The sequence below is a fragment of the Kitasatospora sp. NPDC093558 genome (assembly GCF_040683475.1).
In the GTDB taxonomy this organism is placed as follows: Bacteria; Actinomycetota; Actinomycetes; order Streptomycetales; family Streptomycetaceae; genus Kitasatospora.
This window is the reverse complement of the sequence record NZ_JBFBDY010000048.1, coordinates 1-25,949: the sequence shown is the minus strand read 5'-3', so window position 1 is coordinate 25,949 and position 25,949 is coordinate 1. Positions and strand designations below refer to the sequence as shown.

Sequence of the window (25,949 nt, the reverse complement as noted above, 5' to 3'; positions counted from 1 at the left end):
TCGTCCGGCCCGACGGCCACCTCGCCGCGCTCGCCGACGCCGGCCGGCCCGCGACGTTCGGCGCCGCGCTCGCCCGCTGCGCCGTGGCCACCGCGCCCGCCTCCGCCCGCGTCCCCGTCGCCGTCTGACCCTCCCCAACTTCCCGTCCCCAGAATCCGTTACAGGAGCACACCATGACCACTCCCCTCCAACTCCCCACGCACGCCTGGCTCAACGGCACCGTCGTCGACTGGGACGAGTGCACCGTGCACGCCCGCTCCCAGGGCGCGTTCTGGGGCGCGAACGTCTTCGAGGGGCTGCGCGCCTACCGCCGCCCCGGCCAGGACGGCCTCGCGGTCTTCCGCATCGACGAGCACCTCGCCCGCCTGCGCCGCTCGATGAAGAGCCTGCGGATGGAGATCCCCTTCTCCGACGACGACCTCAAGCAGGGCGTGCTCGACGTCCTCAAGGCCAACGCCTTCGAGGAGGACGTACACGTGTGCGTCGTCTCGTACTTCAACATGGGCCCGAACGCCGACCCGCTCAGCCACACCGACGACGCCGGCGTCCACATCACCTCGACCCGCGCCCCCCGCGGCCGGGGCTTCGAGCAGGGCCTCGCGGCCACCGTCTCCTCCTGGCGCCGGATCAGCGACGACTCGATGCCGCCGCGCATCAAGGCGGGCGCCAACTACCACAACAGCCGCCTCGCCCACCACGAGGCGATCCGCAACGGCTACGACACCACGCTCCTGCTCAACCAGCGCGGCAGCGTCTCCGAGGCGCCCGGCTCCTGCGTGGTGATGCTGCGCGACGGCAAGCTCGTCACCCCGCCCGGCACCAGCGGCGTCCTCGAGGGCATCACGGTCGCCACCATCGGCGAGATCGCCCGCCGCGAGCTCGGCATCCCGATGGAGCGCCGCGAGGTCGACCGCACCGAGCTGTACGGCGCCGACGAGATCTTCGTCGCCGGCACCCTCGCCGAGATCGCCCCCGTCACCAGCCTCGACCGCATCGCGGTCGGCGACGGCACCCCCGGCGTGACCGTCCGCAAGCTCCAGGAGCTCTACGACGCCGTCGTCCGCGGCCAGCACCCGGACTACGAGGACTGGTCCACCATCGTCCACACCACCGGAGAGAAGTGACATGACCTCCCGCACCGAGCCCACCGCGCTGCCCACCACCACCCTGCCCACCACCGCCGAGCCCACCACCGCCGAGCCCCTCGCCCCGCTGCTCACCGGCCTGCTCGACGGCTCCGTCGAGGTGATCGACCTGACCTCGCCGCTGTCCGAGCAGACCCCGCTGATCCAGCTCCCGCCCGAGCGCGGCCAGCCGTGGCCCTTCGCCCGGGAGGCCATCAGCCACTACGACGAGGCCGGCCCCACCGTCTACTGGAACAACATCCGCCTCTCCGAGCACACCGGCACCCACTTCGACGCGCCGGTCCACTGGATCACCGGCAAGGACCTCGACGACGTCTCCCAGGTCCCGCCGCAGCGCCTCGTCGGCCCCGCCTCCGTCCTGGACTTCTCGGCCCACGCCGCCGCCGACCCCGACTTCCTGCTCCAGCGCCACCACGTCGAGGCCTGGCAGGAGGAGCACGGCCCGCTCGCCGCGGGCGGCTGGCTGCTCTACCGCACCGGCTGGGAGGACCGGCAGGGCTCCCAGGAGGAGTTCCTGAACGGCCGTCACACCCCCGGCATCGCCCCCGAGTGCGCCCGCTGGCTCGCCGAGCAGACCCCGGTCATCGGCGTCGGCGTGGAGACCGTCGGCACCGACGCCGGCCAGGCCGGCGAGTTCGAGGACCAGCCCTACCCCTGCCACTGGTACTTCCACGGCGCCGACAAGTACGGCATCACCCAGCTGCGCAACCTGCACCGGCTGCCCCCGCAGGGCGCCGTGCTCATCGCCGCGCCGCTGCCCATCGTCGGCGGCTCGGGCAGCCCGGCACGGGTCCTCGCCCTGGTCCCCCGCTGATCCCCGCCGATCCCCAGGAAGGTACCCGCCCATGCCCCGGACCTCCGTAGACCCGGTCGCGCTGCGCCGCAGGTCGGTCAACCGCATCGTGGTCCTGCACGGCCTGTCGTCGTTCTGCTACGGCATGGTCTTCCCGTTCATCGGCATCCACCTGGCGTCGCTGCCGGCCGTCGGCACCACCGGAGTCGCCGTCTACTACGGCGTCTCCGGCCTCGCCAACCTGGCCGTCTCGCTGCTGCTCGCCTCGGCGGCGCTGCGCGTGCCCCGGCACGCCCTGGGCATCCTCGGCCTGCTGCTCTGGGTCGGCTGCTTCCTGCTGCTGGCCGGGGGCGGCACCCTGGCCGGCACGGCCGCAGCGGCGGTGCTGGGAGGCGCCGGCCAGGGCTGCTTCATGGCCGCCATCATCCCGATCGTCAACTCCCTGGTGCCGCCGGAGGAGCGGCGCCGGGTGTTCGCCCGGCGCTACCAGGTCCTCAACGCCACCCTCGCGGGCGGCTCGCTCGTCGCCGGGCTCTTCCTGACGGTCTTCTCCGGCCGGGCCATCACCTGGCTCCTGCTGGCGAACGCCGTCGGCTACCTGCCGGTGGCGCTCGCCCTCGCCCTGGCCCGCCGGGTCCCGGCGGTGCCGGAGAACACCGAGGGCGCCGAGAACACCGAAAGCACAGAGGGCACCGGGCGGGCGGAGGGCTCCCTCGGGGTCGGCCTGCTCGTCCGGGCCTCCCTCGGAGCCGCGCTCTTCCAGTTCGGGGCGTACCTCTTCGGCTACAGCCAGTTCGAGGCCACCGCCCCGCTGGTCGCCGACCGGCTCATGGACACCGGCATCGGCTGGGTGTCGGTGATGCTCACCCTCAACGTCGTGGTCATCGTGACGCTCCAACGCCCGGTCACGAAGCTGCTGGAGAAGCGCCCCGAGGAGCAGGGGCTGCGGATCGCCGTCGCCCTGTGGGTCGCGGGCCTCGCCGCCGCCGGTGTCACCGCCTTCGGGCCCGGCCCGCTGCGGCTGACCGGACTGCTGCTGTACGCGATGCTCTTCGCCCTCGGCGAGTGCGCGTACTCCTGCTCCTTCCACCCCTGGCTGATCTCCCGGGTGCCCGAGCGCGAACTCACCCGCGCCAATGCCCTGTGCAACTCGATGATGGGCATCGGCATGTTCTTCGGCCCCTCGATCGGCGTGATGCTGATCGGCACCGGACAGGCGGCCTGGGTGTGGCTGCCGCTCGCCGGCCTCTGCGGCATCGTCGCCCTCACCACCGTGCGCCGCCGCCCCCGCACCGCCGCGCCCGCCGCACTCACCCAGCCCGCCGAGCACGATCCCGTGCCCGTCGGCTGACGCCGCCGGCCGTACCGTACCCATCGAACCCACCAACCTGGAGCACCGCATGTCCGACGACGTCGCGACCCTCGATCGGCAGATCATCCAGCTCCTAGGCCGCCGTGCGGCCGCCGCGCACCGGCAGGTCCACGCGCGGGTGGCCTCCGGCGGCTCGCGCACCTCGCTCGCGGAGGAGAACCTCGTCATCGAGCGCTACCGCGAGGAGCTCGGACGCCCCGGGGTCAACCTGGCGCTGCTCGTGCTCGGCCTCCCCGAGCGGCTGCCGGCCCTGTGAGCGCCGTCCGCACCGCAGCCGACGGACGGGTGGCCGTCCGGTGCTACGTCTACAGCCGTGAAGCCGGCGCCGGAACCTGGTCGCTGGGCCTCCTGCCCGAGGAAGCCCCGCACAGCGACGTCCTGCCCGGCGACGTCCTGCCCGGCGAACTCCTGCCCGGCGAACTCCTCCCGGACGGCGCCGACCCGGCCGCCGCCGCCCTGCGCCTCGCGTCCCGGCTGACCGGCAGGACCGCGTCGCTGGTCACCCCGCCGGTGCCGCCGCTGGAGCGGCCCGGGAGGGCCGGCACGGCGGTCCCGCCCTGGTGGCTCCGGGCGTCGGAGGACGGCCCGTACGAGCTCGCGTACGAGTACGTGACGACCGTGCCCGGCCCCCCGCCGGCGGGCCTGCGGTGGCTCGCCCCCGCCGACGCCCGGGCCCTCGCCCGCCCGCAGGACGAGAACCTGCGGCTCGCGGCGGCACTCGGCGACGTCATGGAGGCGCTGCTCGCCGGGCAGGTCACGCCGGCCGCGATCCGCGCGATGACGCTCGGGCACAGCCGCCGCGGGGTGGGCGGCCCCAGGACCTCCCCCCAGTGGTGAACTCCCATGCCACGCCCGGCTACTTGGCCGGGACACCGGCCTCGTCCAGACCGATCAGGTACCCGGTCTGGAAGCGGCTCTTCCCGTCGAGGGTGCGCATGATCTCGGCCACGTGCCGCTGCACGGTGCGCATCGACATGCCCAGCCGGCGGGCGATGGACTTGTCGTCCAGCCCCTCGGCGAGCAGCCGGACGATCGACTGGCGCAGGTCGTCGGAGATCTGCTTGGCCCACTCCCGGTCGAATCCCACCGGGAAGGGGGCGGCAGCCCGCCAGGCGGTCTCGAACGAGGACACCATGAAGGCCACGAGGTTGGGCTCGTACACGACGAGGGCGTGCGCGGAGTTGCCCTGCACGCTGACCACGGCCACCTTGCGGTCGTAGATCAGCATCCGGTCCGGACCGTCCGCCAGGGTCCGCACCTGCGCACCGCGCTCCATCATCCACTCGGCGAACTCCACCGTGTGCTGGCTGTAGCGCGCCGGGTGCTGGTAGATCGAGCGGCTGCTGACCCCGCGCTCCAGCAGACGTCCCATGCTGGCCCGGGCCTTGAGCAGCGCCTCCGGGTCGCGGGCGCCGCCGGGCTGCACGTGCAGCGCCTCGGTGCGGCAGTTGTCCGCCAGCCCGTCGATCAGCCGCCGCACGTCGGCGAGGTCGGTCAGGACCTCGACCTCCGCGCGCTGCCGGCCCTGCAGGCCGTTCTGGTAGCAGGGGCCGAGCGCGGCGAAGGTCGTCCTGATCCGCTCGACGTCCTCGGCCTGCTGACGGATCCTCCGCTCCATCGGCCACAGCAGCTGACCGGCCGCGAACTCCGGCGACACCACGGTGTACCGGCACGCCTCGTCGGCGTCCCGGCGCAGCAGCCGCAGCGCCTCCAAGTGCGCCAGGGCCAGAGCGAGTTCCGGCTCTGCCAGCCCGAGGGTGCAGCCCGCCTCCGCGGCGGTGAACGAGGGGACGGTGGCCGCGTACTCGTAGAGCCGCAGGCCGTCGGGTGTCAGCTCCCCGGCCGGAGTTCCCCCGGCCCGGGCGCCCAACTCGGCATGGTCCATCGCTTCTGTCCCCCTTCGTGTTTACGACAGGCGTGAATACCGCAGGTCAGAGGTTCTCCCCCAAGGCCCGGGGGCACGGCAAGCTGATCACGAGAGAAGGCGGCCGGAACAGAGCCCGGTCCGCACTTCACCGGATCACCCAGGAGAGGTTCACCCCCATGAAGTCGCTTTCCGTGCGCGTCGCCCTCGTGGTCTCCACCCTCGCTGCTGCTCTCGCGGTCATGGTCGGCCACACCGACGCCGGTCGGACCATGAGCCGGGTGACCGCCGACAACGGCTGGTCCGCGCCCGCCCCCGCCGCCGCCACCAGCGCCCCCGCCCTCGCCGCGACCGCCACGGGCGCCCTCGACAACGGCTGGTCCTGACGCACGTCCCCACCCGCGCACCCGCTCGCTGGCGCAGGTGCGCACCGGAATTTGCCCAATCGCGCGCGGGGCACCGCGCAGCGGAGGGCGCACGGAAGGGTGGTGGCCGGATACTGTCCGGTCGGCTGAGGAGAACAGATGGGCCAGCATGAGGTGTTGGTGACGGGCATGGGAGCGCTGACGCCGCTCGGAGCGAGCGCCGGCGAGGCCTGGGAGGGGCTGCTGGCGGGCCGCTCCGGCATCCGCGCGTTGGGCGGGACGTGGCCCGAGGACCTGCCCGTCCGGATCGCGGGCGAGGTGACCGTGGACCCCGCCGAGCCGCTCGGGCGGGCGCACGCACGCAAGCTCGACCGGACCGAGCAACTCGCCGTGCTCGCCGCACGGGAGGCCTGGCAGGACGCGGGCGCACCGGAGGTGGACCCGGACCGTCTGGCGGTCGTGGTCGGCACCGGCATCGGCGGCGTGCTCAGCGCACTCGGCCAGGACGACGTGTTCGAGACCTCCGGCCTGCGGCGGCTGTCGCCGTTCGCGGTGCCGATGCTCATGCCCAACGGGCCCGCCGCCTGGGTGAGCATGGACCTCCAGGCACGGGCCGGTGCGCGCGCACCGGTCAGCGCCTGCGCCTCGGGCGCCGAGTCGATCGCCCTCGGCCTCGACCTGATCCGGGCCGGCCGGGCCGACGTGGTGGTGGCGGGCGGCACCGAGGCGTGCGTCCACCCGTTCATGGTGGCCGCGTTCGCGCAGATGAAGGCGCTGTCGGTGCAGACCGGCGACCCGGCCGCGGTCTCCCGCCCGTTCGACGTCGACCGCAACGGGTTCGTCATCGCCGAAGGTGCGGCCCTGGTGGTCCTGGAGCGGGCCGACCACGCGCGGGCCCGCCGGGCCCGGGTGTACGGCAAGGTGGCCGGCGCCGCGGTCAACTCCAGCGCGGACCACATCTCCGCGTCCGACGCCCGCGGCCAGGTGCTGGCGATGCGCAGCGCGCTGCGCGACGCGGGGCTGGCGGCGAGCGACATCGGGCTCGTCCACGCACACGCCACCTCCACCCCCGGCGGGGACGTGGCGGAGGCGGAAGCGGTGAACGAGGTGCTCGGCGACGGGGTGCCCGTGACGGCGACCAAGTCGATGACCGGTCACATGCTCGGCGCCTCCGGCGCGTTCGGGGCGATGGCCGCCCTGCTGGCGCTGCACCACGGTGTCGCACCGGCGGTGCGCAACCTGGCCACCCTCGACCCGAAGGTCGAGCTGGACGTGGTGCGGGGCGCGAACCGGGAGGGCCGGTTCGACGCCGCGCTCGCGAACTCCTTCGGCTTCGGCGGCCACAACGTGAGCCTCATCCTGACCGCTTAGCCGGTGGAGGTGCCTCCCCCGACCACACGACCCCCGATCGAGCCGCCGATCCGCGGCCGGCGCCCTGCCGGTCCGCGGGTCGGCGGCTTGGTCATGACGCAAGCCGCGGCACCACCTGGGTCAGCTGCTCGAAGGCCTCGGCCACCGACAGCAGGGCCGCGTCCAGCAGGGACTCGCGCAGCTCGTCGGCCACCGGCGCGTCCGGAGTGGTGGGGTCGTGCGAGCGGATGTACTCCAGCAGCCGCTCCGCCCTGAGCCTCGGCCGGCCGGTCGGCCGCACCTCGTCCAGCTGGACCTGGAGCCGGGCCAGCAACAGCCCGCGTTCGGCGGTGGGTTCAGGACACTCGGGCTCCGGCTCAGTGGGCCCGGCGCCCTCGGACTCCGGTCCGGCGGCCGGTGCCCCGCCCCGCCCGGCCGCGGCCAGGGACCTGTCCGTCAGGTACGGCGCCGCCCCCACGTACCGGGCCGGGTCCACCAGCTCGGCCAGCGCCTCCGGGGAGAGGTGGGCGGTGACCTCGGGCCGCTCGGCGAGCAGCTCGCCGAGCGGACGGCCGGTGCGGGCGGACTCGTGGGAGACGCCGGTCAGCAGGGCGCGGGCCGGCGCCGCGCCCAGCAGCGGCGCCAGCACCGCCGCGATCCGCTCGGAGACGATCTGCCCGTGCGTCAGATCGAGGTTGGCGCGCATCCGGTCCGCGTTCACGGTCAGCCCCTCCAGCAGTTCGGCGGCGGCGTGCGCCGCACCCCCGGCCAGCCGCAGGCACTCGCGCTGCGCCTGCCACTCCGCGTGCCAGGCGCCGCCCGACCGCTCGTCCTCCGACAGCATCGCGCCCTGCAGGATCGCGGCGAGCTGCGGCACCTGCAGCGCGGCGGACCTGATCAGCGTGGCCAGCACCGGGTTGCGCTTGTGCGGCATGGCCGAGGAGACGCCGCGGCCGCCCGCGGCCGGCTCGACGAGCTCGCCGACCTCGGTCCTGGCCATCGACTGCACGTCCGCCGCGATCTTGCCGAGGGCGCCGGTGACGAAGGCGCACACCGCGCCGGTGTCCGCCACCGGCGTGCGCAGCACGTGCCAGGGCAGCAGGGGCTCCGCCAGACCCGTCTCCTCGGCGTACGCGGCCAGCAGCTGCTCGGTGTACCGGGCCGCGCCCGGCGACGGCGTGTCCGGGCGCTCCCCGTACTGACCGTGGCCCGCGTACTCCAGGTAGCCGGCCAGCGTGCCCGCCGCGCCGCCGAGCTGGACGGGCAGCCGCCCGTCCAGCTCGGCCACCCGCCGGCGGGCCTCCTCGACCAGCTGCAGCCAGCCCGCGGCCTTGAGGCCGAAGGTGGTGGGCACGGCGTGCAGGGTCAGGGTGCGGCCCGCCATCGGGGTGTTCCGGTGGGCGCGGGCCAGCGCTGCGAGCGCCGCGGCGCACCGGTCGAGGTCGGCCGCCGCGTGCGCCAGCGCCTGCCGGGTGACCAGCATGGCCGCGGTGTCGAGGATGTCCTGGCTGGTCGAACCGCGGTGGACGTACTCCGCCGCGGCCGGGTCGCGGCAGGCGACGGCCTCGGTGAAGGCCCGGACGAACCCGACGACCGGGTTGGCGGTCTCGCGGGCGGCCAGGGCCAGCGGCACCAGCTCGCAGGGGTCGGCCAGGGCGACGTCGCTGATCACCTGCGCCGCCTCGGCCGGTACCGTCCCGAGCCGGGCCTGGGCGCGGGCCAGCGCGGCCTCCGCCCCGGTCATCGCCGTCAGCCAGGCCCGGTCGCCGACGGCGGCGTCGACCCCGGTGCCGGCCCGGACCGGCGAGAGCAGGCCGGCGTCGAGCAGGTGGACGTCATCGAACGGTGGGCTGGGCATCGTGGTCCTTTTCCGGAGCGTTGGGGCCGGACGTGGTCCGAGCGGGGGCGGATACGGAAGGTCAGCGGGAGGCGCCGACGAAGCCCGCACCGAGGGAAACGCACCGCAGCGCCGCCCGGGCGATCGCGTCGGAGTCGGTCAGCGTGACGGAGTTGACGCCGGGCCGGATGCCGGCCGCGGTGACCCAGTGCACCGACTCGGTGGGCACGCCGAAGGCGAACCGGCGCCCGTGCGCCCGGCCGGCCGCGTCGACCAGGTGGAACGGGCGGCCCGTGACGGCCAGCCCGTCGGTGACGTGCCAGCCGGTGCTGCTGCGGATCCGGTACGGCGCGGCCTGCCCGGAGTCCAGCAGCCCGCGCAGCAGCGCGTCGCCGGTGCGGCGGAGCGTGATCTCCGGGAGCCGGGCCTCGATCAGGACGTCCGCCGTCACGACGGAGCCCGGCACGTGCGGCGAGCGCGCCATGAAGGTACCCGCGTCCGGATCCAGGGCGACCTGCACGGCCGGCCCGGTCAGGTGCAGCACGCCCGCCTCGACGAGCGCGATCATCTCCTCGATCCGGCGGGCCGGCGGGCCGATCGAGAGGAACGCGTTGAGCGGCGTGTACCAGCGGTCGAGGTCGGTGCGGTACGAGTCGCCGTCCAGTCCGCCGTGGTCCACCACGAGGCGGATCTCGTTGCGCAGATCGCGCAGCACGTCCAGGGCGGCCTTGAGCGGGCCGCTGACGTTGCCCGTCCGCGCCTGCACCAGGTCCTCGCGCAGGTGGTCGAGCAGCCAGTCGCGGAAGTCCTCGGGGCGGCCGAACTCCTGGTCCCGGTACGGGCGGGAGAGCTGGTCCCAGTCCCACAGCTGCGCGGACCCGATGCCGAACGCCTCCCGGACGCCCGCCTCCGCCGGGTCGCCCCAGGGCAGCGGCAGGTAGGCGTCCTGGAAGCGCTGCGCCCCGTCCGCCTCGCCACGGGACTCCAGCAGGGTCCGGTAGTAGACCGTCTCGACCTCCTTGGCGATCAGCGGCCACAGCTCGGTGCGGAAGTCCACGCCCGGCGCGAGCGGATCGGCCCGGCCGACGGTGAGTTCGGCGATCCGGCCCGGCGTCAGGAGCAGCGGCTGGTGGCGGCCGTGCGGGCCCTTCTCGTTCTCGCCGCGGGCCTGGTACGGGACCCCGCGCCGGGAGCCGGCGTACAGGACCGGCTCCCGGCCCGAGGGCTCGTAGACCAGTCGCCCGTCCGCGCGGGTGAAGGCTCCGCCGCGTCCGGTGGTCAGCAGCGTCATGTAGTCGAAGAAGTTGAGCCCGAGTCCCCGCAGGATCACGTTCGCCCCGGCCGGGATCGCGCCGAGGTCCACGTCGGCCGGGTTGGCCGGGGCGATCAGGGTCAGGCCGTGCGCGGCGGCGGCCGTGGCGAGGTCGTGCTCGGACGGGGTCGGCCGGGCCGGCAGGTGGCCCTGGACGAGGACCACCGCGCCCAGGCCGCTCAGCCGGGTGCCGTCGGCCAGCAGCAGGGTCTGGGACGGGCTCTCGCCCGGCTCGCCGCTGCCCGGCTCGTCCTCCAGGGCCACGGCCAGGCTGCGGTGTTCGACGACGGTCACGTGGGCGGGAGCCCCGGCGACGACGTACCGGTAGGCCCAGCTGAGGTAGTGGCCGTAGAAGGCCCGGGTCGGGTAGGAGTCCGGGCCCAGGTCGCGGGCCTCGGCGAGGGTCTCGTCGCTGTAGTCGCCGCGGATCGCGCCGCGCACCAGCTCCTGCGCCCACAGGTGCAGGCTGGGGCCGGGCTCCAGCGGGCCGTCCAGGTCGACGGTGGCGTCGGTGAAGACGGAGATCTGGCTCGCGACCGTGTTCATCAGCAGGTGGCGGGACTGGCTGCTGCGCCACACCCGGCCGGCGCCGGGGGCGTAGGGGTCGACGACGTGGATGTGCAGGGAGTTGGCCGGGTCGGCGGTCCGGGCGTTGGCGCACAGGCGCTCCAGCACTGACAGGCCGCGCGGGCCCATGCCGACGATGGCGGCGCTCTGCTGACTGACGATCATGTCTACTGTCCGTCCTGATCCTGCGTCGGTGTGGAATGGATGGGCTCGCGCGGCAGGGTGACCGCCGCGACCATGTGGGTGCCGATCACCGCGCACAGAGCGGTGCGGCCGGCGACCGGCCCCTTGACCGCGCGCAGCGTCAGCGGCTGCGCCTGCGGGTCCAGGTCGCCGCCGGGCGGGTCGGTCCAGTCGAGCTCCACGGACTGCATGGTCAGACCGCGCTGGACCTCGGGCGGAGCCGCCTTGTACAGCGCCTCCTTCGTGCAGAAGACGCGGAGCACGGCGAGCTCCGGGACCGGCGCCGCGGCCACCCGCGCCCGCTCGGCGGGCGTGCACACGTAGCGCAGCGCGTCGAGCAGGCCGGGGCCGGTGGCGAGCGGCTCGATGTCGATGCCGAGCTCGTCGCCCTGGTCGACGGCCGCGACGGCCAGGGCGAGCTGGTTGGTGTGGCTCAGCGACCCGCGCGTGCCGTCCGGCCAGCGGGGCGCGCCGCGGTCGTCCGCGTCGAGCCAGTGCGGCCGTCCGGCGATGGCCGCGGTCGCGCGGGCGGCCGCGAGGCGGCCCGCCGTGAAGGTCTGCCGGCGCAGTTCGGCGGCGTACCCGCCGAGCAGTTCCCGGGTGGGCCCGGGGAGTTGCTCGAAGGCGAGCTCCTCGGTGTGCGCCCGGGCGGCGACGACGGCCGGGGTGAACAGCTTCGCCACGGCGGCGAGGTCGATGTCGGAGTCCGGGTCGGGGCCGGCCGGCTGCGGGGCCGGTCCGGGGGCGACCACCGCGGTGGTCATCGCGCCGCCCGGCGGCCGGTGGTGCGGGTCAGGTGCCGGACCGCGTTGTGGATGACCTCGCCGCCGATCCGCCGTCCCCCCGTCATGATCGACTCGGGGTGGAACTGCACGGCGGCGAACCGGTGTTGCGGCGCCTCGACGGCCATCGCGACCCGGCCGTCCTCGGTGGTCGCGGTGACGCGCAGCTGCGCGGGGACCTCGCCGGGCTGCGCGTACAGCGAGTGGTAGCGGCCGACCTCCAGGACGTTCGGCAGCCCGTCGAGCACCTCCGAGTCGGCGGCGGTGCGCCGGATCCGCGACGGCTTGCCGTGCACCGGCTCGTCGAGCACGTCCAGCCGGCCGCCGAAGTACTCGATCATGCCCTGCAGCCCGAGGCAGACCCCGAAGACCGGGATCCCCAGCCGCTCGGCCTCGGCGAGCGTGGCGCCCAGGCCGAAGTCGGCCGGGCTGCCCGGTCCCGGGGAGAGCACCACGAGGTCGGGCCGCTGCTCCTCCAGCAGCCGCAGGTGGCCGCCGCTGCGGTAGGTGCCGACCTGCGCACCGGTCTCGCGGAAGTACCCGGCGAGGCAGTGCACGAAGGAGTCGCGGTGGTCGACGAGCAGGATCCTGCGGTCCGTGCCGGGCCGCTCGGCCACCAGGGCCGAGGCCTTCGGCGGCGCGGCGGCCGGCTGCCCGGGCCCGGCGTCCTGCGTGTCGAGGACCTCCAGCAGCGCCTTGGCCTTGAGCTCGGTCTCCAGCTCCTCGTCCTCGGGGCGCGAGTCGTACAGCAGCGTCGCGCCGGCGGACACCGAGGCGATGCCGTCGTGGAGGTGGATGGTGCGCAGCGTCAGGACGGTGTCGAGGCTGCCGTCGAAGCCGATGCGTCCGACGGCGCCGCCGTACCAGCGGCGCGGGGAGCGCTCGTGCCGCTCGATGAACTCGACGGCCGACAGCTTGGGGGCGCCGGTGACGGTCACGGCCCACAGGTGGGCGAGGAAGGCGTCGAGCGCGTCCAGGTCGGGGCGGAGCTCGCCCTCGACCCGGTCGACGGTGTGGATCAGCTTGGAGTACATCTCGATCCGGCGGCGCGCCGTGACCTTGACGGTGCCGGGCAGGCAGACCCGCGACTTGTCGTTGCGGTCCACGTCGGTGCACATGGTCAGCTCGTTCTCGTCCTTGGCCGAGTTGAGCAGGGTGCGGATGCGCTCCGCGTCCTCCAGCGGGTCGGCGCCACGGGCGATGGTCCCGCTGATCGGCGCGGTCTCCACGATCATCCGGCTGCCGTCCCGGTCGAGGCGGCGGCCGACCTTGACGAACATCTCGGGCGAGGCGCCGACCAGGTACTCGCCGCCCGCCAGGTTCATCAGCAGGCTGTGCGGGGCCGGGTTGTGCTCGCGCAGCCGCCGGAACAGCCGGGCCGGGGTGGTCGTGACGGCCCGGTGGAACACCTGGCGGGGCACCGTCTCGAAGAGGTCCCCGGACTTGAAGAGCGGCATGGCGGCCTCGACCACGCGGGCGTACTCGCCGGGCGCGTGGTCGCGCTGGGCGAACACCTCCCCGCGCGACTCGAACGGCGCGGGCGCGGTGGCGCGGTCCAGGCCGTCGGTGCCGGCCGCGGCGGTGCGGAACTCGTAGCGGTGGCACACCGCCTCGTCGCTGTGCAGGTCGAGTTCGACGATGGTGTCGGGCAGGTGCAGCACCATGTCGCGGTCGTCGTCCCGGCGCCGCTGGTGCGGCTGCACCGGGTCGAGCTGGAAGATCAGGTCGTAGCCGAAGGCGCCGAACAGGCCGAACAGCGGGTCGTCGGGGGCGGCGAAGCCCTCCACGACGGCGCGGACGGCGGCGAAGACGCCGACCTGGCGGGTGCGGTCCTCCTCGGCGAAGGTCCCGGCGACGACCGGCCTGCTCTCCAGCCGCACGGTGTCCGCCCCCGCGTCGTCGTCCGCGGCGGTCATCGCCGGGACGCCCTCGAGCAGCCGGCGCAGCACGGGCAGCAGCACGCGGCCTCGCGCGTTGAGCGCGGTGACCTCGACCCGGCCGCCGGTGGCGGTGATCTCGACCGGCGGGTCGGTGTACCCGACGAGGCGGTCGTTGCCGTGGAAGCGGAGCTGGCCGCGGCGCTCGTCGAGGGTGGCCTCCAGGGCGGCGCGGACGGCCGCCGCGCTGCCGAGGCTCTCGGTGGTGCGGACGATCTCCACCCCGGCGGGCGTGGCCCAGCCGGTGGTCTCCACGGCGTGGGCGGCACGGGGCCAGGCGGTGTGCAGCGAAGTCATCCCCCAGCTCTCCTTTCTCGATCCGGGTCTCTCCCGGCGTGGGGGCGAACCGCCCGTGATCAGGCGGTGGTGGTCCAGACGGCGTCCGCCCGGCCGGCCTGGACGTGGGTCCAGCCCTGGCTGACCTCGTCGGGGCCGCAGACGTAGGCGATGGGCGGCCCGGCGCTGTACAGGCGTTCGGCGACGGCCATCTGGGCGACGCGGTTGGCGGCGGGCGGCGCGTCGCCCGGGGCCACGGCCACGACGTCGACGGACGTCACGCGCACCAGCGAGCGGACCGCCTCGACCACGCGGCTCACGGGCTCCTCGGCGGGCCCCGGGGAGCGCAGCAGCACACCGATGAGGGCGTCGGGGCGGGCGTGCCGCACGGCGTGCAGCCGGGCGGCGGCCGCGAACTCGTCCCGCAGGTCCGCCGTGGCGGCGTCGAACTCGACGAGCAGCGGGCCGCGGTGCCCCTCGGGCGGCAGCGGAGCGCCCTCGGCGACGAGCACCGCGTCCTCGGGGCCGAAGGCCACTGCGTAGCCGAGAGCCGCTGCGGGGCCGGCCAGCGTGCGCACCGGGGTCCGCGGCAGAGCGGTCAGCGGGCTCTTCGGCAGCTTGCCGAGTTCCGGGTCCAGCCGCAGCAGCAGGTCGGCCGGTGACTGGCCGGTGCGGCTGAGCAGCCGGATCATCAGCGCGTCGGTGTCGAGGCCCGCGTGCTCGGCGGGGTGCTCCCACATCCGCTGGCTCGCCCAGGCGGCCTGCTGCACGGACTCGACGGCCGGGCGGCGGGCGCTCTCGTACGCGGCCAGGGCCGCCCCGAGCGCTTCCCCGTCCTCGGTGGCCCCGGCCAGGCTGCGGGCCAGTTCGACGGCGTCCTCCAGGGCCATCGTGGTGCCCGAGCCCACCGAGAAGTGCGCCGTGTGCACCGCGTCGCCGAGGCCCACCAGCCGTCCGGTGGACCAGCGTTCGGCGCTGATCCAGGGGAAGGACAGCCAGCGCGAGCCGTTGCCGAGCAGCGTGGCGCCCTCCAGGTCGGCGGCGAAGGTCCGCGCGCAGAACTCCATGGCCTGCTCGTCGTTCTGTCCCGGGGCCAGGGCGTGGCCGTCGGTGAACGGGGAGTTGCGCCAGGTCTCCTCCCCGAGCTCGACGAGGAAGGTGCTGCGGCCGGGCCCGTACGGGTAGACGTGCGCACCCAGCGGGCCGTACTCGCTCTCCGCGAACAGGAACGTCATCGCGTCGAACTCGCGGTCCACGCCGAACCAGGCGTACCGCCCGCCGCAGGTGGCGGACTTGGCGCCGAGTTCGGTGCCGAAGGCGGGCCGGGTGCGGCTGCCGGCGCCGTCGGCGGCGACGACCAGGTCGTAGCGGGTCAGCAGCTCGGCGGCGTCGGCCTCGGTCTCGAAGTGCAGCCGGGCGCCCGCCTCCTCGGCGAGGCGGTGCAGCGTGCCGAGCAGGAGCTTGCGCTCCACGGCGGCGAAACCGTGGCCGCTGGAGCGGGTCCGCTCGCCGTCCCGGCGGACCTCGACGTCGTCCCAGCGGGCGCCGTCGCCGAGCAGTGCGGCGACCACGTCCGGCGCGGCGCGGCGCAGCCGGGCGAGGCTGAACCGGGAGAAGACGACGCCGAATCCGTAGGTCGCGCCGCGCGGGCTGCGCTCGTAGACGTCGACCTCGTGACCGGTGGTGCGGTGCAGGAGCAGGGCGAGCAGGCTCGCGCCCGGACCGCCTCCGATGCAGGCGATGCGCATGCCGTTCACGCTCCCTGGGCCGCGACGGCGGCGCTCGGCCGGGCGGGCGCGGCGGCGGCGCCGGCACCGGTGGTGAGGGTGTCCCGCAGGACGCGGCGCAGGATCTTGCCGGCCGCGCTCCGCGGGATCTCGGCGACGAACTCGATGCGCGCCGGGCGCTTGTAGCTGGCGAGTTCGGTGGCGCACGCCTTGAGCAGCGCGGCGGCGGTGGTGGGCGCGGCCGGATCGGCGGCGACGAAGGCGATCGGGACCTCGCCCCACTCCTCGCTGGGCGCACCGACCACGGCCGCGTCGGTGACGCCCGGCTGGACGGACAGCACGCGCTCGATCTCCGCCGGGTACACGTTCTGGCCGCCCCGGATCAGGACGTCGTTGACGCGGTCGACCAGGTACAGGAAGTGGTCCGGGTCGGTGTAGCCGAGGTCGCCGGTCCGCAGCCAGCCGTCGCGGATCGCGCCGGCGGTGGCCTCGGGGTTGCGCCAGTAGCCGTCCATCAGGCCGTCGCCGCGGACGCAGACCTCGCCGATCTCGCCGGGCGGCAGCGCGCGGCCGTCCGGGTCGTGCACCTCGATGTGGTGGCCGGGCAGCATCCGGCCGGAGGAGCGCAGCCGCAGTTCCTGCTCGGCGGAGTCGGCGACCGCGCCGGACCGCACGGGCGCGAAGGCCGTGGTGGCGATCGGGCCGCCGCCCTCGGTGATGCCGTAGATGTTGCGCAGGCCGCACGGGAAGCGCTCCAGCGCCTCGCGGAGCAGCTCCTCGGAGATCGGCGCCCCGCCGTACATGATCTCGGTGAGGCTGGACAGGTCGGTGGTCTCGAAGGCCTTGGTGAGCATCGCGAACCGGAGCATCGAGGGGACCAGGAAGGCCCGGGTGGCGCGGTGCTTCTCGACGTCGGCCAGGAAGCGGCCGGGCTGGAACTCGCGCTGCAGGACCAGGGTGCCGCCGGCCGCGAGCAGGGCCAGGCCGATGACCATCGAGCCGTGGAAGAGCGGGCACGGGTTGATCATCACGTCGCCCGGACCGAAGCCGGCCTCGGCCGCGAGGCCGGTGAAGCAGGCCGACACCGAGCGGTGGGTGACGGCGACGCCCTTGGCGCGGCCGGTGGTGGCGGAGGTGTGCAGGATGGCGAACAGGTCGTCCATCCTCGGCAGCGGCAGCGCCCGGACCGCGGGGCGGGTGGCCAGCGCCTCGTACTCGGCGCCGTCGAGCGGGGTGCGCCAGGCGGGGCCGAAGGCCGGGCCGAGCCGGTCCAGCACGGCCTGTTCCGCGAAGACGCCGACCGGGCCGGAGTTGCCGGCCACGTGCTCGACCTCGGGGGCCGGGAAGGAGTGGTTGATCGGGCAGACCACGATCCCGGCCTTGCCGGCGGCGAAGTAGAGCTCCAGGACCTCGATGCGGTTCGGGGCGCTCACCGCGATCCGGTCGCCCGGCTGCACGCCGCGCTCCAGGAGGGAGGAGGCGAGGGCGTCGGTGCGCTCGTCCAGCTCACGCCAGGTGACGGTGCGGCGCTCGTCGATCAGCGCGGGCGCGTCGGGGCGCAGGGCACGGTTGCGGCGGACGAAGTGGGAGATCCACATCAGCGGGCCTCGCTCAGCTGCGCGGTGCGGTTCTCGAGGACGCCGTCGATGCCCGCGATGCTGTGCAGGGCGGTGAGTTCGTCGTCGTCGAGCGGCTCGCCGGTGAGGTCCTCGATGGCCAGGGCCAGCCGGATCAGGTCGCCGGAGTTGAGGCCGGCGGCGGTGAGGTCGGTGTCGCGGCCGACGCCTTCGAGCAGTTCGGGCAGGTCGACGAAGGAGAGCAGCAGTCGGTGGCCCGGAGTGAGCTGGTCGGACATGGGATTCCCCCTGTGTGTACGCGAGTTGCTGAGCTGGTGGTGACGGTGGTGCCGGTGGTCTGCGCACGGCCACCGGCGGGCCCGTGGGGCTCGGGGCCCGCCGGTGGAGCTGTGCAGGGTGGTGCTGTGCCGGTCCGGACTACGTGGATGCCGTACCGGGTGGTTCGGACCTGAGTGGTGCTTCGCCCTGAGGTCAGAAGCTGCCGACGGCGGTGGTCTCCCGCCGTGCCGCCGGGGCGGCGGGCGCGGGGACGGGCTCGCCCTCCGAGAGGCCGAACCGCTCGTGCAGGCGGGCCAGCGGGGCCGGGGCCCACCAGTTGAAGCGGCCGGCCAGTCGCATGAACGCCGGGACGAGCACGCCGCGGACGAGGGTGGCGTCCATCATCACCGCGAGGGCGAGGCCGAGGCCGAGCAGCTTCATGTAGGTGATGCCGGAGACCAGGAAGGAGATGAAGACCAGCGCGATCAGCAGGGCCGCCGCGGTGACCAGGCCACCGGTGCGCTCCAGGCCGCGGGCGACGGAGCCGGTGTTGTCGCCGCTCGCGTCGTACTCCTCCTTGATCCGGGAGAGCAGGAAGACCTCGTAGTCCATGGAGAGGCCGAAGGCGACGCAGAAGAGCATGATCGGCGTGGTGGCCACGATGCCGCCGGTGAGCGTGAAGTCACCGGTGAGCCACTGCAGGTGGCCCTCCTGGAAGACCCAGACCATGGCACCGAAGGTCGCGCTGAGGCTGAGCAGGTTGAGCACGAAGGCCTTGATCGGCATCAGCACGGAACCGGTCAGCAGGAAGAGCAAGACGAAGGTGCTGAGCGCGATGAGCAGCAGCGCCCACGGCATCCGGTCGGTCAGCGACTCCATCGTGTCCTTGAAGGCGGGCGCCGTGCCGGCGACCTGCACGTCGAACGGGGCGTTCGCGTTGCGCACGTCGCTGACCAGGTCCTGGCCCTCGTCGGTGTAGGAGCCGACGGCCGGGATGACGGACAGCCAGGTGCCGTCCTGGGTGGCGTAGCGCTGGTTGATGGCGCCGGCCGGGGCGATCTGCTTGCCGCCGGCGTACGAGCCGGTCAGCGCGTCGACGCGGGCGACGTTCGCCAGGGTGGACAGCCGCTCCGCGTAGGCGGAGATCTTGTCGGTGGCCTTGGCCGCGTCGCCGGCGTCCTTGGCGACGACCATCAGCGGCTCCAGCTCGCGGGCCGAGTAGTCCTGGACCAGCGTGGTGTTGACGCGGTGCGCCTCGGCGTCCGCCGGCAGCGTGCGCTCGTCGGCGAGGTTGAGCTTGATGTTGAGGAAGGGCGAGCCGAGGAGCAGCAGCAGCGCGATGACGGCGGTGGCCATCGGCACCGGGCGGCGCATGACCAGGGTGGCCAGGCGGTGCCAGAAGCCGCTCTCGACGGACTTGGCCGTGCCCTTCTTGCTCCAGGACCACTTGTTGATGCGCAGTCCGATCCAGGCGAGCAGCGCGGGGAGCAGGACGAGCGCGGACAGCGCGGCGAACGCGACGACGGCGATGCCGGCGTAGGCGAAGGACCGCAGGAAGTACATCGGGAAGAGCAGCAGCGCGGACAGCGACAGGGCGACGGTGATCGCCGAGTAGAGGACCGTGCGGCCGGCGGTGTTGAGCGCGGTGCGGATGGCCTCGTTGACGTCGCTGCCCTTGCGGAGTTCCTCGCGGTACCTGTTGACGACGAAGAGGCTGTAGTCGATGCCGAGTCCCAGCCCCAGGCCGGTGGTCAGGTTCATCGCGAACACCGACACGTCGGTGAACATGACCAGGACGCGCAGCACGAGCAGGGTGCCGACGATGGAGACGATGCCGAGGGCCAGCGGGAGCAGGGCGGCGATGACGCCGCGGAAGACGAAGACCAGCAGGAGCAGGGTGAGCGGGAGGATCAGCGACTCGGCGAGCGCGAGGTCCTTCTGGGTCTGCTCGTTGAGCTCCCGGTAGGCCTCGGCGCGGCCGCCGAACTCGATCTGCAGGCCCTCGAACCCGTCCTTGTAGTGCGGCCGGAGCTTGTCGAGGTAGCGGCCGACCTCGTCCTCGTTGCCCTTGAGGTGGGCCATCACGAGGGCCGAGTCGCTGTTCTTGCCGCGCAGTGACGGGGCGTTGTCCAGCGTCCAGTAGGAGGCGGCCTCCTGGACGCCCTCCTCGGCGGCGAGCTTGCGGGTCAGCTCGGCGCCCTTGGCGGCCGTCTGGCTGTCGTCGGCGCCGCCGGGCGTCTTGACCAGCAGGACCAGGTTGGGCTCACCGGTCCCGAAGCGCTGGCTCAGCACCTGGTTGGCGACGGTGGACTCGGCGCCGGGGACGTCGTAGCCCCCGGCGGACAGCTTGGTCTGGACGGCTCCGCCCAGCCCGCCGGCCAAGACGCAGAACAGCAGGCTCAGCAGGAGCACCAGCTTCCTGCGGCCGGTGGCCAGTGCGGCCAGCTTGTTGAACATGGGGATCCTCTTTCGGGATTACGGGGCGCCGGGGCCCACGGGGGAGCTGGGCGGAGCGGGGGGCAGCTGCCGGCAGTCGACGCGCACCCGCCCGCCGTGCGGGCAGGTGTGGTCGGCCAGCGACTGCTCGATGGAGCGGTCCCAGGCGAGCAGCCGGTTGTGGAAGGAACCGCAGGTGAAGCGGGAGAAATCGGGGTTGCTGGCCTTGTGGCGGCTCGCCAGGAACGCGAGCACCGGGTCCAGCGGCAGCCAGCGGCCGTCCTCCAGGACCTCGGTCCAGGCGTGTTCGACGCCGACCAGGCCGAGCAGGAAGCCGCGTCGGGTGCGGGCCTCCAGGCCCGCGGCCCGGGCCTGCTCGCGCATCCGCCAGGCCGCGATCACGCAGTCGACGGTGCGGTTCTCCCAGGCGGTGGCGGGCCGCTCGCGCAGGGCGTCGGGCAGCCAGCTGTACTGGTACTCGCCGGTGAGCAGCAGGTCCAGCAGGTCGTCGTGGATGCGGCGCACGGTCTCGGAGCGGGGGGCGTCCGCCGCGCCGACGGTGGTGACCGTGGCGATGACGGAACCGGGCTCGTTCGGGTCGGCAGCGAACCCGTCGAGTCGCCCGCCCTCGGGCCGCGGTGCGGCGGGCAGCGGCGGGGTGCCGTCGCAGCCGGGCGCCGAGCAGGTGGCGGTGAGCCGGATCCGGGTGGTCCGCTCGGTCAGCCAGGCCTGCGGCTGGCCGGCGGCGAGCCGCAGGCACTGGCGCTCGCCGAGTTCGGCCAGGGAGCGGCCGAGTCCGGTGCTCAGACCGAGGTTCATGATGTCGTGGTAGTCGAAGCGCGGGCCGTCGGCGGTCTCGGCGGCGGGCAGCCCGGCGCCCACCAGCAGCTCCAGCAGTTCCTCGGTGGTGCCGAGTTCCCTGGCCGCCTCGGCCAGGTCCAGCCGGGGGCTGCGGTACTCGTCCGGCACCGGGATGATCCGGTCGACGGCGGGCAGCCAGTGGTACCAGAGCTCGTCGCCGCCGTTCGCACGGGCCTTGGGCAGCAGGCGCGCGGCGGGTCCCGCGGCGCGCGGTGCGACCGGTCGCGGTGCTCCCGCGAGTGTGCTCGTCATCTGTCGTTCCTCCTCACGTGCGGCTCCGGGTCGCCGGTCACCGGCTGACGGCCGGCGCGAAGTCCCCGGCGGCGATCCGGCGGGCCACCTCAAGGCGCTTGACCTTCCAGGTGGCGGTGTGCGGGATGTCCTCCCAGCGGCACTGCACCGGGTCGGCGAGCGGGGGCTGTCCGGCGGTGGCCGCCCGCCAGGCCTCGGGGTCGAGCGGCAGGTCGCCGCGCGTGCACACCAGGGGCACCGGCAGGCCGTCGGCCATCGGGATGAGCACGGCCTCGGTCAGCTGCGGGAGGGCTTCGAGGATCGCGTCCTCGGCCGCCAGCAGGGAGCCGACGTCGTCCGAGCGGTCGACCAGGCGGTCGTACAGGTGCAGGCAGCCGCGGAGGCTGACCTCGCCGTAGTCGCCCATCGCCCACCAGCCGTCGACCCGCTGGTCGGGCAGGCCGAGGTAGCTGGGGGTGACACCGGAGGAGCGGGCGAAGATCTCGCCGGGCAGGCCGCGGCCCAGCCGGACGCCGGCCTCGTCGGTGATCCGGATCCTGGTGTGGCCCGGCACCGGGCGCCCGACGCAGCGGCCATCCTCGCACTTGCCCTTCAGCCGGTGCGACTTGACCGTGATCGGCCCGGTCTCGGTCTGGCCGTAGGCCTGCATGTAGCGGGCCTTGGGGTGGGCCGCGCCGAGCAGGGTGCGGATCGTCCGGGGGTGCGCGGCGTCGAAGGACGACACGAACAGCCGTACCCGGGTGAAGAGTTCGGGCCGGTTCTCGGCGATCTCCTCCCAGCGGATGAAGGCGTTCGGGACGGTCTCGACGACGCCGGGGCGGACCAGCTCGATCATCCGGCGGGCGTTCTCCGGCGACGGGTCGGTCAGGTAGCCCAGCGGCAGGCCGAGGGCGAGGATCGCCAGCAGCCCGGACATGGTGCGCGCGTGCACCGGGGACAGGCACATCAGGTAGGGGTCGCTCACCCGCAGCAGCCGGCCGATGAGGACCTGCGGCTTGGCGTGCCCGGCGAAGCTCTCCACCGTGTGCAGCGCCAGCTTGGGGACGCCGGTGGTGCCGGAGCTGTGGGTCACCAGCTGCGGGGTGCTGCGCTCCGGCCGGGCCGACGGCGCGAGCGGCGCGGGGGCCACGTCCAGCAGGGAGCGGCCCTGGGCGCCGGGCGCGCCCACGTACCAGCGGGCGACGGAGCCCGGGACACCCGAGAAGAGACCGGAGTCCTCCGTGCTCCGGTCCGTCAGGATGGCCACCGGACCGGACCGCTCGACCAGGGCGGCCAGCGACTCGGCCCCCACGGCGGTGTGGACCAGCACCGGCACCGCGCCGATCCGCGCGGCGGCGAAGGCGAGCAGCGGGATGTCGAAGTTGGGGTCCTTGGCGAGGAACACGCGGTCCCCGGCCGAGATGCCCGCGCCGGCCAGGAGCCCGGCCGCGCGGTCCACGAGACCGGCGAAGGCGCGGTAGTCGAACTGCGTGCCCGCCTCGGGGAAGAGGTCGAGCGCGCGGTCCAGCCGGATCGGCACGTCGGGCCGGCGGCGGGCCGCCTCCTGCGGGGCGGTGGCCAGTGCCAGGTGGCGCGCGATCGTCCTCATGCGGCACCGCCGACCGTGGCACCCGCGGGCACTCTGGTGGCGTGCGCGCTGACGTGCGCGACCAGCGCGTCGAAGGAGGAGACCGCGTCGGACGGATCGTCGAGGTCCCACTCGATGCCGAAGTCCGACTCGATGCCGGCCAGCAGCCGCATGAAACCCGCCGACGTCAGCCCGAGGTTCCACAGCGACGCCGCGCGAGCCTCGGGGTTGTCGAGCGGCAGTGCACCGTCGACCACGCTCTCCAACAGGCCACGCAGGCACGCGGCGACTGTGGTGCTGTCGTACATTTCTCCTCCGGTGACGGCCCGCGGCAGCGGCGGCGGGCTCGGGGTTGTGGGCTCGGGGTGGTGGGCTCGGGTTGTGCGATCCGGTGAGTGGGGGGTAGCCGCGCAGGGACGCGCGCGGCCACCCGGGGCACCCAGCGGGTCAGGCGGCGACCGGGTGGACGAGTCGGTTGCCGGTGTTCTCCTCGAAGCCCCGCAGGGTGTGCAGGTAGTAGAGGAGGTAGGCCTCGAGGTCGGCGCGCAGTTCGGTGGGCGAGTAGGTCGCCCCCGGGCCGGACACCGCCTCGGTGTTGGTGAGGTCGAAGCGCTTGTCGTAGCGCAGGTACGAGCGGTAGAAGGTCATCCCGCCGTCCAGGGCCTCGTCGATCGCGGTGAAGCCGTCGCGGTCGTCCACCCAGCGCGGCTCGCGCAGGCCGACCAGGTCGAAGACGGTGGTGACCATCTCGCGGACCGTCGGGCCGTTCGCGTTGCCGAGGTGGAAGTGCGTCGCCGGGTTGTCGGACAGCGAGATCGCGACCGCGTTGCGGGCGACGACGTCGACCGGCACCAGGTTGACCACGGTGTCCGGGTCGGCGAGCAGGTGGACCCTGGCGTGGTCCAGGAAGGTGCCCAGCTTGCGCGAGGCCCGGCGCTTGAAGGAGAAGACCTGGCGGGCGAAGCCGTACAGGCCGGACCAGTTCATGCCGTGCTTGGTCACGCTGTGGCCGATGACCACGGTGGGACGCATGATGCGCACCCGCATGTCCGAGCCGGCGGCCTCCACCAGCGCCTCGGCGGCCATCTTCGTCTGCTCGTAGCAGTTGTTGGCGACCGACGGGTCCTGGACCGACTCCTCCGGGATGAGGCCGGTGCGCGAGCCCGCGACGTACGCGGTGCTGACGTAGTTGAACGTGCCGGCGCCGAGCGAGCGGGCCAGTGCGAGGACGTTCTCGGTGCCGCCGATGTTCTGCGCCTCGATCTCGGCGCGGTACTCCTCCTCGTAGCGCAGCGAGGCCGCAGAGTGCCAGACCTCGTCGATGGCGGGCAGGGACGAGGTGTCCGCGCCGCAGCCCGGCTCGGTCATGTCGCCGCGGATGGCGAGGGTGCGGGTCCTGATGGCCTCGTGCAGGTCGGACCGGCCGTAGCCGTCGGCCATGCCGATCAGCGCGGCGTGCAGACGGGCGGTGGCGTCCGCGTCGTCCTTGCCGCGGACCAGCGCGTGGACGGTGTCCTCGGTGCGGTCGAGCAGTTCGAGGACCACGGCCCCGCCGACGAAGCCGGTCGCTCCGGTCAACAGACGTGTCGTCATGGTTGTTTCTCCAGCAGTTCGGTGTGTACGGGAGCAGCGGGCCGGTCAGGCGCCGACGGCGACGGCCTCGACCGTCGGGGTCGCGGCCTCCAGCTTGTGGACGAACGCGGCCACCGCCTTCTGGAAGCCGGCCGGGTCGTCGAAGAAGGGCACGTGACCCGCGTGCCGCAGGGTGACCGCCTCGCTGTTCGGGATCCGGGCGAGGGCGTCGTCGACGACGGACTCGCTCCACGCGAAGTCGCCGTCGCCGTTGATGATCAGGGTCGGGGTGGTGATGGTGCCGAGCAGCTCGGGGTCGTCCTCGACGTCCAGCGAGGCGAGCAGGTTCTCGCGGATGGAGCCGACCGAGAGCAGGGACAGGAAGTTGTCCTTGAGGGCGAGGTACGCCGCCGTGCCGCCCGCGTGGATCATCTGGTCCGGGAAGACGAGCGGGTACAGGTGGCCGAAGAGCTGCTTCGTGCCACCGGACTCCAGGCTGGCCAGCCAGGAACGGCTGATGAGCTTGCGGCGCAGCCCGCCGTTCGGCGAGAAGGCCGGGCCGACCAGGACCATGCCGGCGACCCGCTCCGGGTACTTGAGGGTGAACTCGCGGGCGATGATGGTGGAGATCGAGGTGCCGACCAGGTAGGTCTTCTCGATGCCCAGGTGGTCCAGCAGCCGGCGGATGTCCTCGACGTGGTCGGCGAAGGTGACCGGCTCGGTGCCCGGGTTGGAGGCGCCCTGGTTGCGCAGGTCGTAGTGGACCAGCCGGAAGTCCTCGGCCAGCTCGTTGGTGAAGTTCCGCCAGATCGGGCTGACGATGTAGAAGTTGTTCAGGATGGTGAGGGCCGGGCCGTGGCCGCTGTCCTCGTAGTAGAGCTCGCCGCCGTTCGGCAGGGCCAGCGCCGCGTGGTTGAGGTACCGGACGTCCAGCTGCCCGAACTCCTGCTCCGCCATGGAACTTTCCTCCTGGTGATGGGGTGGTCTTGCGGGCTGGTGGTGCCGGACGGTGCCGGGCAGTCACTGCCGCCGGGAAGAACTCTCGGCCGGGGCGTCCAACGGGTGGCGAAGCAGCGGTCAAGCAGCGGGAAATGCGCTGGTCAGAGCCGCTTTTACGGCTCTTGCCGGCCCGGCCGAGGCCAGCGCCGGGCCGCCCGCGGCGGGCCCGGGAGAACGCGAAAGAGCCGGGACCCGAGGCATTCCTCGGATCCCGGCTCGGGGCACGACTTGCGACACGGCTTGCGGTACGGCCCGGGGCACGGCCGGGGGCACGGCCGGGGGCACGGCCGGGGCGCGGAGGCCCGGCCGCGGTTCAGCCGGTGACGGACAGCGGCTCGGCCCACACCGGCAGGGCGCGGCGAACCGTCGCGCCTCCCGCCAGAACCCGCAGCTTCCCCGCTTCGAACCTCTGGCGCCGGACCGTCAGGCGCGTCAGCTCCGGCACGCGGAAGCCCTCCGCGGTCTGCTCCAGGAGGTGGTGGTCCAGCAGGACGCCCAGCAGCCCCTCCGCGGTCCGCAGGTCCACCGCCAGCAGCCCGGCCGCCTCGTCCAGGCCGAAGCCGCCGGACCCGGTCCGGCTCAGCAGCGCCAGCGCCTGCCGCTCCGGCCCCGGCAGGCGGTCGCAGGCCCGCTCCAGCAGCTGCGACGCGTCGAACCCGGCCGCGCTCAACTCCTCGCAGCGCAGCTTCTCGTCGGCCAGCCGGGCCGCGAAGTCCCCGACCGTCCAGAGCGGCCTCGCCGCGAGCTTCTCGGCCGCGGCCCGCACGCCGAGCGGCAGGTTCCCGGTCATGGCGACGATGCGCTCCACCGCGCCCGGGTCCGGCCGCGTGCGCTCCTCCCCCACGACGGAGGCGAACAGCCGGGCGCCGTCCGCCGGAGCGATCGGCCCGACCGTCAGCCGTCCGGCACCGGGCAGC

General features: G+C 73.9%; 20 protein-coding genes and 2 pseudogenes. 7 read left to right on the top strand and 15 right to left on the bottom strand.

What is annotated here, in order from left to right; translation table 11 throughout:
• Positions 1-173: 173 nt before the first annotated feature.
• Genes ilvE through AB0O00_RS08185 form a run of 5 tightly spaced genes read left to right on the top strand, consistent with a single transcriptional unit; the run spans position 174 to position 4,147 of the window.
• Positions 174-1,124, top strand: coding sequence for a branched-chain-amino-acid transaminase (gene ilvE, locus AB0O00_RS08205; protein WP_363649374.1), 951 nt, complete (start codon positions 174-176; stop codon positions 1,122-1,124).
• Between the two features lies 1 nt (position 1,125).
• A complete protein-coding gene (locus AB0O00_RS08200) occupies positions 1,126-1,959 on the top strand; it encodes a cyclase family protein (RefSeq protein ID WP_363649372.1) in 834 nt (277 codons plus the stop codon).
• A 31-nt stretch (positions 1,960-1,990) separates the two neighbouring features.
• Positions 1,991-3,289 (top strand): MFS transporter, encoded by a 1,299-nt coding sequence (locus tag AB0O00_RS08195; protein WP_363649370.1) that lies wholly within the window; start codon positions 1,991-1,993, stop codon positions 3,287-3,289.
• Between the two features lie 49 nt (positions 3,290-3,338).
• Positions 3,339-3,566, top strand: a complete 228-nt coding sequence (locus tag AB0O00_RS08190) for a chorismate mutase (RefSeq protein WP_363649368.1) — start codon at positions 3,339-3,341, stop codon at positions 3,564-3,566.
• Positions 3,563-4,147, top strand: coding sequence for a hypothetical protein (locus AB0O00_RS08185; RefSeq protein ID WP_363649366.1), 585 nt, complete (start codon positions 3,563-3,565; stop codon positions 4,145-4,147). Before AB0O00_RS08190 ends, AB0O00_RS08185 begins: the two co-directional genes overlap by 4 nt.
• Before the next feature lie 19 nt (positions 4,148-4,166).
• On the opposite strand, the gene AB0O00_RS08180 is transcribed toward AB0O00_RS08185, so the two are convergent.
• On the bottom strand, positions 4,167-5,195 hold the full coding sequence (locus tag AB0O00_RS08180) for a helix-turn-helix transcriptional regulator (RefSeq protein WP_363649364.1): 1,029 nt from the start codon (positions 5,193-5,195) through the stop codon (positions 4,167-4,169).
• A 158-nt stretch (positions 5,196-5,353) separates the two neighbouring features.
• On the opposite strand from AB0O00_RS08180, the gene AB0O00_RS08175 reads away from it, so the two are divergent.
• Together AB0O00_RS08175 and AB0O00_RS08170 are read left to right on the top strand one after the other, a co-directional pair.
• Positions 5,354-5,560: a hypothetical protein gene (locus AB0O00_RS08175; RefSeq protein WP_363649362.1), complete on the top strand. Its 207-nt coding sequence runs from the start codon at positions 5,354-5,356 to the stop codon at positions 5,558-5,560.
• A 138-nt stretch (positions 5,561-5,698) separates the two neighbouring features.
• Positions 5,699-6,910, top strand: coding sequence for a beta-ketoacyl-[acyl-carrier-protein] synthase family protein (locus tag AB0O00_RS08170; RefSeq protein ID WP_363649360.1), 1,212 nt, complete (start codon positions 5,699-5,701; stop codon positions 6,908-6,910).
• Between the two features lie 418 nt (positions 6,911-7,328).
• On the opposite strand, the pseudogene AB0O00_RS08165 reads toward AB0O00_RS08170, so the two are convergent.
• The 14 genes and pseudogenes from AB0O00_RS08165 to AB0O00_RS08100 all read right to left on the bottom strand — a co-directional run.
• Positions 7,329-8,747: pseudogene (locus AB0O00_RS08165) on the bottom strand (lyase family protein); the annotation flags it as partial.
• Positions 8,748-8,808: 61 nt separating this feature from the next.
• On the bottom strand, positions 8,809-10,770 hold the full coding sequence (locus AB0O00_RS08160; protein ID WP_363649359.1) for an FAD/NAD(P)-binding protein: 1,962 nt from the start codon (positions 10,768-10,770) through the stop codon (positions 8,809-8,811).
• A gap of 2 nt (positions 10,771-10,772) precedes the next feature.
• Positions 10,773-11,552: a 4'-phosphopantetheinyl transferase superfamily protein gene (locus AB0O00_RS08155; protein ID WP_363649357.1), complete on the bottom strand. Its 780-nt coding sequence runs from the start codon at positions 11,550-11,552 to the stop codon at positions 10,773-10,775.
• Positions 11,549-13,804, bottom strand: coding sequence for an anthranilate synthase component I (locus tag AB0O00_RS08150; protein ID WP_363649355.1), 2,256 nt, complete (start codon positions 13,802-13,804; stop codon positions 11,549-11,551). Before AB0O00_RS08150 ends, AB0O00_RS08155 begins: the two co-directional genes overlap by 4 nt.
• Before the next feature lie 59 nt (positions 13,805-13,863).
• Positions 13,864-15,531, bottom strand: coding sequence for an FAD-dependent monooxygenase (locus AB0O00_RS08145; RefSeq protein ID WP_363649353.1), 1,668 nt, complete (start codon positions 15,529-15,531; stop codon positions 13,864-13,866).
• A gap of 5 nt (positions 15,532-15,536) precedes the next feature.
• Entirely contained in the window at positions 15,537-17,108 is a 1,572-nt protein-coding gene (locus tag AB0O00_RS08140; RefSeq protein ID WP_363649351.1) for an AMP-binding protein, read from the bottom strand.
• Positions 17,108-17,365 (bottom strand): phosphopantetheine-binding protein, encoded by a 258-nt coding sequence (locus AB0O00_RS08135; RefSeq protein ID WP_363649349.1) that lies wholly within the window; start codon positions 17,363-17,365, stop codon positions 17,108-17,110. The genes AB0O00_RS08140 and AB0O00_RS08135 overlap by 1 nt, the downstream gene beginning before the upstream one ends.
• 193 nt (positions 17,366-17,558) lie before the next feature.
• Positions 17,559-19,802: an MMPL family transporter gene (locus AB0O00_RS08130; protein WP_363649347.1), complete on the bottom strand. Its 2,244-nt coding sequence runs from the start codon at positions 19,800-19,802 to the stop codon at positions 17,559-17,561.
• Between the two features lie 18 nt (positions 19,803-19,820).
• Positions 19,821-20,894 (bottom strand): transglutaminase domain-containing protein, encoded by a 1,074-nt coding sequence (locus tag AB0O00_RS08125; RefSeq protein WP_363649345.1) that lies wholly within the window; start codon positions 20,892-20,894, stop codon positions 19,821-19,823.
• 37 nt (positions 20,895-20,931) lie between these two features.
• Complete coding sequence (locus AB0O00_RS08120; protein WP_363649343.1) at positions 20,932-22,482, bottom strand: class I adenylate-forming enzyme family protein; 1,551 nt, start codon at positions 22,480-22,482, stop codon at positions 20,932-20,934.
• Entirely contained in the window at positions 22,479-22,769 is a 291-nt protein-coding gene (locus tag AB0O00_RS08115; protein ID WP_363649341.1) for an acyl carrier protein, read from the bottom strand. Before AB0O00_RS08115 ends, AB0O00_RS08120 begins: the two co-directional genes overlap by 4 nt.
• A 139-nt stretch (positions 22,770-22,908) precedes the next feature.
• Positions 22,909-24,054, bottom strand: a complete 1,146-nt coding sequence (locus tag AB0O00_RS08110) for an SDR family oxidoreductase (RefSeq protein ID WP_363649339.1) — start codon at positions 24,052-24,054, stop codon at positions 22,909-22,911.
• Positions 24,055-24,099: 45 nt separating this feature from the next.
• Positions 24,100-24,990: an alpha/beta hydrolase gene (locus tag AB0O00_RS08105; RefSeq protein ID WP_363649337.1), complete on the bottom strand. Its 891-nt coding sequence runs from the start codon at positions 24,988-24,990 to the stop codon at positions 24,100-24,102.
• A 355-nt stretch (positions 24,991-25,345) separates the two neighbouring features.
• A pseudogene (locus AB0O00_RS08100) lies at positions 25,346-25,949 on the bottom strand (hypothetical protein); the annotation flags it as partial.

Coding starts and splice junctions, on each gene's coding strand:
- ilvE (WP_363649374.1), top strand. CDS start 174: ATGACCACTCCCCTCCAACTCCCCACGCACGCCTGGCTCAACGGCACC.
- AB0O00_RS08200 (WP_363649372.1), top strand. CDS start 1,126: ATGACCTCCCGCACCGAGCCCACCGCGCTGCCCACCACCACCCTGCCC.
- AB0O00_RS08195 (WP_363649370.1), top strand. CDS start 1,991: ATGCCCCGGACCTCCGTAGACCCGGTCGCGCTGCGCCGCAGGTCGGTC.
- AB0O00_RS08190 (WP_363649368.1), top strand. CDS start 3,339: ATGTCCGACGACGTCGCGACCCTCGATCGGCAGATCATCCAGCTCCTA.
- AB0O00_RS08180 (WP_363649364.1), bottom strand. CDS start 5,195: ATGGACCATGCCGAGTTGGGCGCCCGGGCCGGGGGAACTCCGGCCGGG.
- AB0O00_RS08175 (WP_363649362.1), top strand. CDS start 5,354: ATGAAGTCGCTTTCCGTGCGCGTCGCCCTCGTGGTCTCCACCCTCGCT.
- AB0O00_RS08170 (WP_363649360.1), top strand. CDS start 5,699: ATGGGCCAGCATGAGGTGTTGGTGACGGGCATGGGAGCGCTGACGCCG.
- AB0O00_RS08160 (WP_363649359.1), bottom strand. CDS start 10,770: ATGATCGTCAGTCAGCAGAGCGCCGCCATCGTCGGCATGGGCCCGCGC.
- AB0O00_RS08155 (WP_363649357.1), bottom strand. CDS start 11,552: ATGACCACCGCGGTGGTCGCCCCCGGACCGGCCCCGCAGCCGGCCGGC.
- AB0O00_RS08150 (WP_363649355.1), bottom strand. CDS start 13,804: ATGACTTCGCTGCACACCGCCTGGCCCCGTGCCGCCCACGCCGTGGAG.
- AB0O00_RS08145 (WP_363649353.1), bottom strand. CDS start 15,531: ATGCGCATCGCCTGCATCGGAGGCGGTCCGGGCGCGAGCCTGCTCGCC.
- AB0O00_RS08140 (WP_363649351.1), bottom strand. CDS start 17,108: ATGTGGATCTCCCACTTCGTCCGCCGCAACCGTGCCCTGCGCCCCGAC.
- AB0O00_RS08135 (WP_363649349.1), bottom strand. CDS start 17,365: ATGTCCGACCAGCTCACTCCGGGCCACCGACTGCTGCTCTCCTTCGTC.
- AB0O00_RS08130 (WP_363649347.1), bottom strand. CDS start 19,802: ATGTTCAACAAGCTGGCCGCACTGGCCACCGGCCGCAGGAAGCTGGTG.
- AB0O00_RS08125 (WP_363649345.1), bottom strand. CDS start 20,894: ATGACGAGCACACTCGCGGGAGCACCGCGACCGGTCGCACCGCGCGCC.
- AB0O00_RS08120 (WP_363649343.1), bottom strand. CDS start 22,482: ATGAGGACGATCGCGCGCCACCTGGCACTGGCCACCGCCCCGCAGGAG.
- AB0O00_RS08115 (WP_363649341.1), bottom strand. CDS start 22,769: ATGTACGACAGCACCACAGTCGCCGCGTGCCTGCGTGGCCTGTTGGAG.
- AB0O00_RS08110 (WP_363649339.1), bottom strand. CDS start 24,054: ATGACGACACGTCTGTTGACCGGAGCGACCGGCTTCGTCGGCGGGGCC.
- AB0O00_RS08105 (WP_363649337.1), bottom strand. CDS start 24,990: ATGGCGGAGCAGGAGTTCGGGCAGCTGGACGTCCGGTACCTCAACCAC.